Annotated in this window: 9 protein-coding genes and 1 pseudogene; 3 read left to right on the forward strand and 7 right to left on the reverse strand. The window is 41.5% G+C overall.

Going from position 1 to position 12,641, the window contains the following annotated elements; genetic code table 11:
* Nucleotides 1–121: 121 nt before the first annotated feature.
* The 4 genes and pseudogenes from H6G40_RS23155 to H6G40_RS05520 form a co-directional block, all read right to left on the reverse strand.
* Nucleotides 122–223 (reverse strand): annotated as a pseudogene (locus tag H6G40_RS23155) (DUF29 family protein); the annotation flags it as partial.
* Between the two features lie 11 nt (nt 224–234).
* Nucleotides 235–687, reverse strand: coding sequence for a DUF29 domain-containing protein (locus H6G40_RS05510; protein ID WP_002737195.1), 453 nt, complete (start codon nt 685–687; stop codon nt 235–237).
* Nucleotides 688–690: 3 nt separating this feature from the next.
* Entirely contained in the window at nt 691–1,167 is a 477-nt protein-coding gene (locus H6G40_RS05515; RefSeq protein ID WP_002777793.1) for a DUF29 domain-containing protein, read from the reverse strand.
* Nucleotides 1,168–1,248: 81 nt separating this feature from the next.
* Complete coding sequence (locus tag H6G40_RS05520; RefSeq protein WP_069474892.1) at nt 1,249–3,561, reverse strand: ribonucleoside-diphosphate reductase subunit alpha; 2,313 nt, start codon at nt 3,559–3,561, stop codon at nt 1,249–1,251.
* Between the two features lie 453 nt (nt 3,562–4,014).
* Here H6G40_RS05520 and H6G40_RS05525 point away from each other — a divergent pair, with 453 nt between their 5' ends.
* Nucleotides 4,015–6,930, forward strand: a complete 2,916-nt coding sequence (locus H6G40_RS05525; protein WP_190537375.1) for a plasmid replication protein, CyRepA1 family — start codon at nt 4,015–4,017, stop codon at nt 6,928–6,930.
* Between the two features lie 416 nt (nt 6,931–7,346).
* Here the strand turns inward: H6G40_RS05525 and H6G40_RS05530 are convergent, their stop codons facing one another.
* The gene (locus H6G40_RS05530; RefSeq protein ID WP_069474894.1) at nt 7,347–7,997 is read right to left on the reverse strand and encodes a nitroreductase family protein; all 651 of its coding nucleotides are present in this window, start codon (nt 7,995–7,997) and stop codon (nt 7,347–7,349) included.
* Between the two features lie 206 nt (nt 7,998–8,203).
* Between H6G40_RS05530 and H6G40_RS05535 the strand changes: the two genes are divergently transcribed.
* Nucleotides 8,204–9,628: a PP2C family protein-serine/threonine phosphatase gene (locus tag H6G40_RS05535; protein ID WP_069474895.1), complete on the forward strand. Its 1,425-nt coding sequence runs from the start codon at nt 8,204–8,206 to the stop codon at nt 9,626–9,628.
* A 28-nt stretch (nt 9,629–9,656) separates the two neighbouring features.
* Here the strand turns inward: H6G40_RS05535 and H6G40_RS05540 are convergent, their stop codons facing one another.
* The gene (locus H6G40_RS05540) at nt 9,657–10,898 is read right to left on the reverse strand and encodes an AmpG family muropeptide MFS transporter (protein WP_130757216.1); all 1,242 of its coding nucleotides are present in this window, start codon (nt 10,896–10,898) and stop codon (nt 9,657–9,659) included.
* 307 nt (nt 10,899–11,205) lie between these two features.
* On the opposite strand from H6G40_RS05540, the gene H6G40_RS05545 reads away from it, so the two are divergent.
* Complete coding sequence (locus H6G40_RS05545; protein ID WP_069474897.1) at nt 11,206–11,826, forward strand: GNAT family N-acetyltransferase; 621 nt, start codon at nt 11,206–11,208, stop codon at nt 11,824–11,826.
* A 188-nt stretch (nt 11,827–12,014) separates the two neighbouring features.
* On the opposite strand, the gene H6G40_RS05550 is transcribed toward H6G40_RS05545, so the two are convergent.
* The gene (locus H6G40_RS05550; protein ID WP_069475011.1) at nt 12,015–12,596 is read right to left on the reverse strand and encodes a thioredoxin family protein; all 582 of its coding nucleotides are present in this window, start codon (nt 12,594–12,596) and stop codon (nt 12,015–12,017) included.
* Nucleotides 12,597–12,641: the final 45 nt, after the last annotated feature.

Consider the following 12,641-nt stretch of genomic DNA (forward strand, 5'->3'; position numbering starts at 1 on the left):
CTGGAGATTTTCTGCTCACTGAAAAGCTTCCAGGGTAATGATTTGGTAGTAGTGGCGTAGCCCTCTTGCTTACCTGGTAGGAAGTGTGTAAAGTATTTATTAATAAAAATAATTGGAACCCGATCAGTCTTTGAACCTCCTCAGAAAACTGGTGATTTTCTAGTAAAGATATGGTTTTCTCTATCCAGAGATAGTAATCATGTTCGTATAAGTTCGTTTCCATAATTATTCCCATTATTTTGATATTTCAGGAAACCAATCCTCATTTAACGCCTGTTCTATAGTACAAATTGGAGCTAACCTGACCAAATTTTCAGCCATTCCCGATAATTCGATAAAAGAAATACGAGCTTCTTGAAAAGAGTTGTTAAAAATTTCAATCAGATAAGGCTGTAAACTAGGACTATCGGCAATAATTCTTTTTATGGCACGACGAAAATTCCTAATTTCATTTTTCCATCCTCTTTGATTATATTCTAATTCCGACTGCCAGTAAACCAGTTTTAGCAAATGTTCTAATAAGCGAGTTAAATAACTCTTTAAGCTTTGTCGTTGACTTTTGCCCATGTCGCTAATCTCCTCGATGAGATTATCTAAATCCAAATCAGAAAACTGGCGATTTTCTAGTAAAGATATGGTTTTCTCTATCCAGAGATAGTAATCCTGTTCGTATAAATCACTCTTCATTGCTTAATCCTCTCCGAGAAACTCAGGAAACCAATTTTCATCTAAAATTTGGTTGATTGATCCAATAGGTGTAGCACTTAAAAGTCTTTTATCGATGCCAGAACCTTCGACAAATAGATGGCAAGCATCCTCATAACATTGATCGAGAATCTCGGTGAGATAAGATACTAAGTTTGTATTATAGTTTCCATCCTTTTTGTTGCTAATAATTCTTTTTATTTGAATGCGAAAATTTAAAATCTCTCGTCGCCACTTGTTTTTATTGTAATCGCGCTTAGATTGCCAATAAGTTAATTTAAGTAAATGTTCCAAGAGTTTAGTTAGTAAACTCTCTAACTTCTGACGTTCTCTTCTGGACATATCTTTTATTTCTTCAATTAAATTTTCTAAATCCAACTCAGAAAACTGGCGATTTTCTAGTAAAGATATGGTTTTCTCTAACCAGAGATAGTAATCCTGTTCGTATAAAGTCTTATCCATAGCTGTGATTAGGTGATCAATAAAACTCACCTTTAAATTATATAAAAAAATTAAGGTGGGCATTGCCCACCCAAGTTAACTTTAATTAGCGCAACTAGAACAACTATCGTCAGACTCTCGAAAATTGTCCTTTTGTACGGTACGGACATAATAAATCGCTTTACACCCCAATTCCCACGCCATGATTAGAGTATCAAAGATATCTTTAGCAGTGAGACAACGGTTAGGTTCTGCGGGAAAGTAAACCCCTTCATTGAGGTTGAATAATAACTCCATAGAAATCCCCGTATCGATCCATTCTTGCATAGTAGCGATCGCTTTTACCACCTGCTGCTGTTCGAGATTTTTATTCTCTGGATAAAACCAGAAAGCTTCTTCAATAAAAGGTGGTGCGATGGGAACGGTTCCCTTTGCCCATTTATCGTAGAAAAAGCGACTATAAACCGGCAAAACACTAGCGGTACATCCCTGTACCAAACTGGAGGAAGTATTAGGAGCAATGGCGGTAATATGGGAATTACGGATGCCAAATCGTTGAATATCTGTTGCTAATTGTTGCCATCTTTGCGGTTGCACTGCGTTATTTAAAAACCATTCCACTGGTTTAGCACCGATTAATTTACCTTGGCTCCATTCGCTACCCAAGAAAGCTTGATAAGCGCCGCGTTCTTTGGCTAATTCCATCGAGGAATAGGTACACCAATAGCCAATTTCTTCAAATAAATTACTAATTTCTGACAGGTTATTGTAGGATAATTTCCGTTTAGCTAACCAGTCAGCCAATCCCATCGCCCCTACCCCAATAGTGCGATATTTATCGTTGTGGTTTTTAGCATTATCAAAGGGAGGGTTAGTGATATCGATAGTATTGTCGAGAATTCTGACAGCGATTTGACAATTAGACTCGATTTCTTCCTTGTCGATGTTGGCTAAATTAAGGCTAACTAAATTACAGCAATGGGCAGTTTTATCCGGGGTGACATTCGAGAAACTCTCCGTGCATAAATTTACACCGGGGATATAGCCATCGTGTTTATTAGGATTAGCGCGATTGATGGTATCTTTGAAGGCAATGTAGGGCATTCCTGTTTCTACTTGGGAACGCATGATACTTTTAAATAAGTCCCGGGCATTGATTTTTTTATAGAGGAGAACCTCTTTATCTAAATTAGCCTCTACTAAACGATAAGCCTCTTCAAATTCTTCCCCCCATAGTTCCGCTAATTCTATACCTAATTTTGTGCGAACTTCGTAGGGATCTACTAATGTCCACTCGGCTTTAGTTATCACCCGACGCATAAATTCATCGGTGATAACTAATTGGGGAAAAACATCATAAGCTTTGCGTCTTTGATCACCGTTTTCTGTCTGCATTTCCAGAAATTCTGGCACATCTAAATGCCAGATGTCAACACCGATAGTTACTGCCCCGGCGCGTCTTCCCCCCTGATTTACTGCAATAGCTGTATCGTTGAGTAATTTAATCCAAGGAATAATCCCCCCAGAAGCATTAGCTTTCCCCATTACCCAGCTACCAGTGGAGCGAATTCTACTCACATTCACCCCGACACCGCCACCATTTTTGGAGATGCGGGCAGCATTAGTAATCTCGCTGAAAATGCTTTCTAAACTGTCATCAATGGAAAGTATAAAACAACTGGTTAGGGAACCTTTGGGTGTGCGTAAATTGGCTAAAATTGGGGTAGCAAGAGAGATTTTTCTTTGAGCAATTGCTTGATAAAATTTCTTAGCCCAGGGGAGTCTATTAGCTGGCTCTTCCACAGTGGCAAGAAGTAAGGAACAGGTTAATAATGCCTCTTGGGGTAACTCATTTTTGAGTAAATAACGGCTAGTGATTAACAATGCCCCAGCGTAATCATAATCGATATCCCAATCGGGATTAATCCAAGAACCGGCTTCTTTTAATTCTGCTTCGGAATAGATGAGAATCCTTTCGTCGTACAGCCGATTTTTAACTTGAGTTTTGACGGTTTTCTCGTAATTTCCGTACTGATAACCTCGGACTACTAAGGTATCTTTCCACAGACTCCAAATATGCAATCTTCCCGCTACATAGCGCCAATCCGGTTCCTCGGGACTACACATTTCTAGGGCGCAATTGATTAAATTATCCTGTATTTCCCTAGTGGTAATCCCATCCCGCAGGCGTGTGGTTAAACCCGCTTCTAAGGCGATTGAATTGACTTTTTTACCTTCGCAAGCCCACTCTACCACGTCGCGAATTTTGCCGATATTTAAGCTGGTGGTGGAACCATCGCGCCGAATCACTCTAATTCCATGGCTGCCCATATTAGCTAAAGGGGTAGAACGAAAGGGTATTACTTCGTTATTTTTGTGAATGGAGACGGCAGTAGTCAAGGGCTTCGATTGCATAATTGGGAAATTGCGGCGTTAAAAAACTTGACAAATTAATCTATTTGTACTAGAGCATTCTATCAGATTTTCTGGGAAAACACAACATCTAGCGTGTTAAATAATTTTATCACTCTATATGTGGTATAACCAGGATTATTTTGTTCCCTAAAAACCGTGTTTTGGATGACATTTTCTGGAAAAAATTCTCGATTCTCTCTCAAAGTGGTTCTTTTGTATGCTTGACAAAAAGCTTTTTCTTTGATAGCAAAACAGACTGACTGCTGAGGAGGTTATGGTGAGATTTTATTTGTTCTTAACTTTTCGATAATTTAAGACAAGAGTGGATTAAAAGTCAAATTTCCTCTGAGAACCTCTGAGAGAGTAAAATTTCTCTTTTCGCTATTTAGTGGCTTACCGCTAGAATAATAGGACAAAACGCTATATATAGCGTCTAGCCAGTAGAGGACAAGGATGAAATATTTAGAAGAATGGCGTGGTAGCGGGGTGGATGCGGAGTTAATCGCTCTCAATGTCACCGGTTTAGCGGGGTTATCTCCCAGTGAATACCTACTCTACTCCCAAGAATTACCGCGACGCAATGATGGCAGAGTTAGGGATAGTATTCTCAAGCGTTATGAACATACCAGTCAAGGCGGTTGGTGGTGTTCAGGAATTGACCTACTAACGGGCAATTATGACTCTTGGGGCTGTTTTAAGCCCGATTTTCCCCGTTTAAGCTTCGATAATGCTAAACCGATTAAGTACGAACATCCTCCCCAAACCCCCACGGGAGTCTTTGCTTTGCGGGTTCCCCTGAAAATTTGGCAAAAAGTAGCCCAGCGTATCAGTATTAATATTTTAACTGAAGAAGTGGATAATAAGCAAGAGGATCTCGGTTTTTGGTCCTGGGTAATCAAACATCCAGAGATACCTATTTGTCTTACGGAAGGAGCGAAAAAAGCGGGGGCATTACTAACAGCAGGTTATGTGACAATTGCTTTACCCGGGATTCACAATGGTTATCGTACTCCCAAGGACGAACTAGGTAGGAGAATCGGTAAATCTCATCTAATTCCGCAGCTAGAAAAATTAGCTAATTCTGGACGAAAGATTTATCTAGTTTTCGACCAAGAAACTAAACCGAAAACCCAGCAAGCGGTTAATTTAGCTTTACACAGAATGGGTTATCTATTCACCCAGGCTAACTGTGAGGTAAAGGTGGTTACTTGGGATGCTGCTGACGGTAAAGGAGTGGATGATTTACTAATCAATCGAGGAGAAGATTACTTTAAACAAGTCTATCAAAAAGCTACCTCTTGGGAGATTTGGAAGGTAGCAAGTTTAAATAGTTTAACTCTCCCACCTCATCTAGAGTTAAATAGCCGTTACTTGCCAGATATTTCTGTTCCTACATCAGCGCAGTTAATAGCGATTAAATCGGCTAAAGGTACGGGAAAAACTGAGTTTTTAGCCAAGATAGTTAAACAAGCTATTGCCAATCAACAAAAAGTTTTAGTTATTGGTCATCGGGTGAAACTGGTAGAGGAGTTGTGTCAACGCTTTGGTTTAAACTATATCAGCAAAATTAGAGATAATCCTGCGGCACAAATTTACGGTTATGGTTTATGTATTGACTCTCTCCATCCCCAATCACAAGCTAAATTTAAAGCAGAAGATTGCCAAGGAGCTATCATTATTATCGATGAGATCGAACAGGTTCTATGGCATGGGTTAAATGGGGATACTTGTAAAACTAATCGTGTGGCAATTTTAAAATCCCTAAAGTCCTTGCTGCAAACTGTGGTCAGCAGTGGGGGTAAAGTCCTAGTCGCTGATGCTGATTTAAGTGATATTTCCCTAGATTATTTAACTTCTTTAGCTGCAATTAAACTAGAAACTTTCTTGATTAGTAACGAGTGGAAACCTAGTTATCAAGAAGCTTGGCGAGTTTATAACTACTCCGATAATACTCCCCAACGGCTAGTTAATGATTTGGTCAAACATATTAAAGACGGAGGAAAACCCTTTGTTTGTCTATCAGCACAAAAATTAACCAGCAAATGGGGAACAATTACCCTAGAATCTTATCTAAAAAAGCAATTTCCTTATAAGAAAGTTCTGCGGATAGACTCAGAGTCATTGCAAGATTCTAGTCACGCTGCCTATCAAGCGATTGGCAATTTAAATCAGTTGTTACTTAACTATGATATAGTTCTAGCTAGTCCCGCGATCGAAACGGGAATTAGTATTGATATTCAGCAACACTTTTCCTCGGTTTGGTGTTTAGCACAGGGGATTCAGAATCCCACTTCTATCGCTCAATTTTTAGGAAGAATTAGAGAGAATATTCCTCGTTATATTTGGTCAGCAGTGTACGGATTTAATCAGGTGGGCAATGGATCCACTTCTATCCCCAAACTTCTCACCTCTGGACACCGATTAACCGAGGTTAATATTCGCTTACTACACCAATCAGATTTAGAATCTCTGGAGGATTTAGATACAACTTTTCAAGCGGAATCTCTCCTCTGTTGGGCAAAAATGGCCGTAAGAGTCAATGCTTATATGCTTAATTATCGTCAGTCAATTCTAGGGATTTTACAAGCAGAAGGTCATAGAATTAAAGAACGAAATCAGGAAGAAGAACTAGACATAACTAATCAGTTAACGGAAGCAATTGAAGAAATTATGGAACATAATTATCGTTCTGAATGCGAGGCAATTGCCAGCGCAGCCGAGATAACGGAATCAGAGTGTCGTCTGCTAAAAAAACAGTTAGTTAAGTCAGTAAAAGAAAGGAGAATTATCAGGAAATATGACCTATACAAACGCTATGGAATCCCCGTCACACCACAATTAGTAATTAAAGATGATCAAGGATGGTATCAAGAACTACGCTTACATTACTTTTTGACAATTGGGCGACAATTTTTGTGTGATCGAGATGCTTTAATTGCGCGTAAACTGATAGAATCAGGTCACGGAAGTTTATTTATTCCCGATTTTAATAGTAGTCAATTAGGAGTGATTATCGGGACGTTAGAATTGTTGGGAATTCCCGTATTATTAGCTAATCCTGAAAGAGAATTAAATAATCATGATGCCGATTTACAAAAAATGGCGGAAATTGCCATTAAAAACCGTAACGAGATTAAAACTATCACCAAGATTAACCTCGCTAATACTTCCCGTCCTCTGACGATTATTCGTAATTTTTTAAACTTGTTAGGTTATGAATTAACTGACAAGGGCAGCCAGAGAATTGCTAAAAAATCTCTAAAAGTTTATCAGATTGTTGCACCTTATGACGGTAGAGAACAAGTGTTTCAACAATGGTTATTTAGAGACGAAAAATGTGCGGGAAGTTCCGAGTTTTGGTATGAATAAGGTTCTTATACCAATTCTCCAAAGTCTGACTACAGAAGTTTAATCCCCCTAAATCCCCCTTAAAAAGGGGAACTTAAAGGGGGATTTAAATTCGATGTGTAGTTTTCATTTAGAGAAATGGTATTAGGGACTTGTTATACAAATAATTAACCTTATATCTTGTGAAAAAATTAAGATCGATGTCGGCTGTATTAGCGCAGCTTGATGCAGATTAAATTGTTAATTTTGCCACAATACAAGGCGTTGCTGAATCAAGCTATGAATGCCAACCGTGCCATCCTATCTAAAAGTTAGTTTGCCAGAAGCTTCCTATCTCAAATCAGCAACACCAACTCCTGCAAACCGACACCGACACCCACCCCCAAACCACCGGACAAAACAGCGATCGAAACGAGATTAAATCCAGTTAATAGAGTTTAGACTTGATAGGGATTACCCAAGCGATCCACAAAAACATTGTAATCTAAAGGTAAACGCCCCGGATTAAGCCGAGGTTCCGCCGCGTAACCGATGGGAACGACAACAGCGATCGCCAGATCGGGATGATCGGCAGCACCGATCACCGCTTTTACCTTGTCCTCGATCCAACCGTTGAGAAAACAACTAGATAAACCGAGACTTTCGGCAGCTAAAACCAGATGAGTAGCGGCGATCATGGCATCTTTAATCGCGTATTCCCGGGTTTTTTCGCCCAAATCCTTTTGAAATCCCGGGATTGCCTGTTTAAAATATTTTACCGTGCCTTCGCTCCAGGCACCTGTACTGAGAGCCTGTTCATAGATAGGAGTTAGCTCTCCTCCTCCTGCGGCAGCATCGGCAGCGAAAACAAAAGTAACTGGTGCTTGGATAATTTGCTTTTGTCCCCAAGCGGCCTCGGCTAAAGCGGCCTTTTGTGCCTCATCTTGTACTAAAATAATTCGCCAATCTTGGATGTTGAAACTACTAGGTGCAGCAACGGTTAATTCTACCAGGGTTTTCAGCAGTTCTGGGGCGATCGGATCGGTGGTAAAATTTTTAATAGAACGACGTTGATTAATCGCCGTGGGAACATCGAGAGGCAAGGTCATAAAGTCAATGGATCAAGTTAAATACTTCTAATTATTATAAGGTCAAGCTATCAGCCTCAGTCTTAGGTGTGAAAAAACAGAAATAGTAAAACATCAGGGTTAAATTGTGGCAGTCAGGAAAAGATCGACTATACTGTTAAACTTAAACAGGTCATAACCCAATGACCATCTAGCTATAATCATGTCACCGCCACAAAAATCATTTTATGCTTTCTGAGCCGGAACCGAGGGACACTCTCACCACTGCCACCGTCAATATGGGCGATCAAAGTGCCGATATTAAGCCAATTTTAGCCTTAAAAGAGTTGGTCGCCAGTTTATATCGTGAACAAAACAAAGTTCAAAATCTCTTAAGTTCCCTCGGTTTTGCCCTGCGGAGTTTCAATAATTTAAACCAATTCCTCGATCTTACCCCCTTGATGGCCGCACGAGTGGCAGACGCGGAGGGAGGGGCGTTGATTTTGAGTAAAAATAACGGTCAAGTGGCGCTTGATCAACTGTATTGCCAAGATAATCAAATTAATGGGGAACTACGCCGACAATTAGAGGCAATTATCCGACAATTAAACCAAGAAACGCCACTTGAGAATAAAAATAGTCGATCGCTTCTCGATAGTCTCGACCATCAAATCCGGCAAACTCTCGGACAGGGTACGCAGATTTATAGTACACCAGTTTTGGTAAAAAATAGTGAGCGGGGACGTTTATACGTTTTCAGTCGCGATCCCGATTATGGTTGGACACCCACCCGTCGTAAACTGTTGCAGCTAGTGGCCGATCAAACGGCGGTAGCTATAGCTAATAATGAATTAACGATCGAATTACGGGCCAAGGAACGTCAGGATCGAGAGTTAGAAATCGCTTCCGAAATCCAAAATCGTCTTTTACCCCGGCAATGTCCGAAAATTCAGGGGGTAGAATTGGCAGCCCACTGCAAAACGGCTAATCGCGTTGGTGGCGATTATTATGATTTTATCCCCTGCAACTACGATCAATTTAAACCGGCAACGGAGGCAGAAAGGGAAGCTAGTACCGCTCCTTGGAGTATAGTCATCGGTGATGTCATGGGAAAAGGTGTCCCAGCAGGATTATTGATGACCATGACCCGGGGAATGTTGCGAGCGGAAGTGTTAAATCGTCACTCCCCGGCCCAGATTTTGCGTCATCTCAATCGGGTTATGTATGCCGATCTCGATAATTCTCATCGTTTCGTGACATTATTTTATTCCGAGTATGATCCCCTGACGCAGCGTCTTGGCTACAGTAATGCTGCCCATTATCCCACCCTCTGGTGGCGGGCTAAAACGGCAGAGTTAGAGTCTCTTGACACGGAAGGGACATTAGTTGGTTTAGAGGCCGATTCTATCTATGATGATGCCCAAGTGCAATTAGAAGCGGGAGATACGCTGATCTATTATACCGATGGCTTTACCGATGCAGTCAACTCGAAAGGGGAAAGATTTGATCAGAAAAATTGGCTATCGGCAGTTAAAGAAGCCTGTCAACAGTACAACGATCCTGAACAGATTCTAAAATATTTATTTGGAAAAGTGGACGCTTTTACTGGGTTAGGAAATGACAGTAGTGACGATATGACTTTAGTAGTTATGCGAGTGAAATCGGAGGAATAAATCATCACTTCCTAGCTCGTAAATTAGCTTAATCCTGCTCTTGCCAAGGAGCGAATAAAGGCAATAACGCTAACCCGGGTAAAGCGGCAATTACCGTGATTAAAAAGAACCACTGCCAACCGATCGCCGCTGCTAAAACTCCGGCGGGAGCGACTAAAATATCGCGACTAAAAGCCATTAAACTCGATAAGAGGGCGTACTGAGTAGCAGTAAAACGAGCATTACAAAGACTCATTAAAAAAGCCACAAAAGCGGCAGTACCTAGACCGCTGCAGAAGTTTTCAATATTAATAGCTAAGACCATAAAAGGATAATTTTGCCCTAAATTTGCTAAAATAAAATAGGCTAAATTACTAATAGCTTGCAAGCCGCCAAAAATCCAGAGCGATCGATTAATTCCCCAACGACTTAACAGGGAACCACCTAATAAAACTCCCACCATAGTTGCTATCATGCCCATACCGCCTTGTATCGCCCCGATAGCGGTTTGACTGAAACCAGTTTTTAAAAGAAAAGGAGTCACCATATTATTAACTAAAGCATCCCCTAAACGATAGAGAACAATAAAGGCGAGAATACCGATTCCTTGACCTATTTGATAGCGTTGAAAAAACTCCCAGAAAGGCAACCAAACCGCCTCTAAAAGGGTTTGGGGAGTATCATCTCTAGGGGGAGTAGCTGGGGCGAAAAAAGACCAAATAATCGTTAAAGCCATCAATCCAGCTAGGAAAAGATAGACAAGGGGCCAGGGAAAGTGATCGGCTAAAATTAAAGCGATCGAACCAGTTAAAATTAAAGCCAAACGATAACCTAAAACCCCGATCGCCACCCCAGCACCCATCTCCCATTTTTCTAAAATATCTGTGCGATAGGCATCGTAGGCAATATCTTGAGTGGCACTAAAAAAGGCGATCAGTAGAGCATTAATTGCCAATAATTCCAAAGATTGTTTTGGTTGTTGAAAAGCCATGGCTGCAATCGCTAAAGTTAGACAAATTTGAGCGATTAAAATCCAACCGCGACGACGACCAAGCAGCGGGGGAAGATAGCGATCGAGTAAGGGAGACCAAAGAAATTTAAGAGAGTAGGGGAGAGCGACTAAACTAAATAAACCGATCGATTTCAGATCAACTCCTTCGGTGGTCATCCAAGCTTGCAGGGTGCGACTGGTGAGCAATAAGGGTAATCCAGAAGCAAAACCTAAGAATAACAAAGCCGCCATTTTTTGACTGCGGAACACTTGCAAATAAGCGGAAATTTCCTTGATCATAGAGGGGGGTAGGAGGATAGATTAGATTAAAGAATATAGTTAATTGACCCAAAAAGAAAGAAATTAGTTCTGACCGGCATCATTCCATCTTAACCATGGCCCGGCGATCAAAAAAAATTCCCGAAAAATAGCGGTCTTTCCCCCAGCCGAGGCTATAGGCAGTAGAATAGATGAGATTTTGATTCAGTAGTCTTGAAAAATTGCGGTCTTCTCCTTAAGATAGATGCTTGATTCCCCCAACTAGCTCCCATCCCTATTTACCCTTCCTAGATAAGGACCGCCACCCCCATCTTCCCTCCCGACTCCTGTGATTAAAGTGGACTCCTGTTTTATCTCATACCTATTGTCTCATCCCTCCGACTCGGAAGCGACCGGTGACACTGCCGCCATTACCGTCGAGGTGCGTTTGGCCCAAAGCCAAGATCTCAAAAGCTTGGCGGAGATTATCGCCGATAGTTTTTTCCCCACGGCCAATTATTGGTCTTTTCTGCGTCCTATCTTTAAATTAGGCATTTACGAGGACTTACGGGGACGATTACGCGGTGATACCCCTTACTATCACTGTCTGGTAGTCAGTCAAACCAGTGTCACCGCCACGGGTCCTGAGGAAATTATTGTCGCTACGGCGGAAATTGCCTTAAAATCCAGTGCTTTTTTAGCTGTTCCCATTCCTTATATCTCTAATTTAGCCGTTAGTCCCGATCACCGGCGTGCCGGTCTGGCCCGGAGATTGCTGCTCAAGTGTGAACAGATCGCTAGAGAATGGGGTTTTGAGGAACTTTCCCTCCATGTTCTCGATAATAATCTAGCAGCCCAGTCACTCTACTTAAGTAGCGGTTATCGTCTGCAAAAAACCGACGGTTGGTTGAGCAATTGGTTATTTAATCGACCACAAAAGTTATTTCTGCACAAAAAAATCAGCCATTGAGGAGTCAGGATTCAGGAGTCAGGAGACGGTAATCAGGAGTCAGGATTCAGGAGACAGTAATCAGGAGTCAGGAGTCAGGAGATTATTTTTATTTATTCTCCCCATTTCCCCACACCCCACACCCCACACCCCACACCCCACACCCCACACCCCACACCCCACACCCTACACCCTACACCCTTCGTTAATTAACCGTAATAGGGTGGCTCATTACCCGGTTTCCATTTGATATTACAGCCTAAACTGGGTTTTTGGTCCGTCGGCACCGGTTGACCGCTTAAAACCTTGTCAATAGCGGCCCGGAGATCTTTGCCTGTCACCGGTACGCCATTACTAGGACGACTATCATCCAATTGACCGCGATACACTAGAATGCGCTGACTATCAAAGAGGAAAAAATCGGGAGTACAGGCTGCCGTGTAAGCTTTCGCCACTTCTTGGCTTTCGTCATAGCATAAATTGAATTTAAAGTCAAGGGTTATCGCCATTTTTTTCAAATTTTCTGGCGAATCATCGGGATATTTCTCCACGTCATTAGAACTAATGGCGAGGATGCCCAGATTGGTGTTAGCATAATCGCAACCTAGACGGGTAAGTTCTTCTTGAATGTGTTTAACAAAGGGACAATGTTCACAGAGGAAGATGACTAACAGAGCGGTTTTAGCCGCAAAGCTGTCCAGAGAAATAGTTTCACCCGAAACCACATCGGGTAAGGCAAAACTGGGAGCTTTTGTCCCCAAATCTAACATTGTGGACTCGGTGCGTGCCATAAAGTTTTTACTCTTTTCTATAGGGAGAACTGAGATTTTTATAAC

Origin of the sequence: Microcystis viridis FACHB-1342, from assembly GCF_014698335.1 — a bacterium.
Lineage (GTDB): Bacteria > Cyanobacteriota > Cyanobacteriia > Cyanobacteriales > Microcystaceae > Microcystis > Microcystis ichthyoblabe_A.

Coding starts and splice junctions, on each gene's coding strand:
- H6G40_RS05510 (WP_002737195.1), bottom strand. CDS start 687: ATGAAGAGTGATTTATACGAACAGGATTACTATCTCTGGATAGAGAAA.
- H6G40_RS05515 (WP_002777793.1), bottom strand. CDS start 1,167: ATGGATAAGACTTTATACGAACAGGATTACTATCTCTGGTTAGAGAAA.
- H6G40_RS05520 (WP_069474892.1), bottom strand. CDS start 3,561: ATGCAATCGAAGCCCTTGACTACTGCCGTCTCCATTCACAAAAATAAC.
- H6G40_RS05525 (WP_190537375.1), top strand. CDS start 4,015: ATGAAATATTTAGAAGAATGGCGTGGTAGCGGGGTGGATGCGGAGTTA.
- H6G40_RS05530 (WP_069474894.1), bottom strand. CDS start 7,997: ATGACCTTGCCTCTCGATGTTCCCACGGCGATTAATCAACGTCGTTCT.
- H6G40_RS05535 (WP_069474895.1), top strand. CDS start 8,204: ATGCTTTCTGAGCCGGAACCGAGGGACACTCTCACCACTGCCACCGTC.
- H6G40_RS05540 (WP_130757216.1), bottom strand. CDS start 10,898: ATGATCAAGGAAATTTCCGCTTATTTGCAAGTGTTCCGCAGTCAAAAA.
- H6G40_RS05550 (WP_069475011.1), bottom strand. CDS start 12,596: ATGGCACGCACCGAGTCCACAATGTTAGATTTGGGGACAAAAGCTCCC.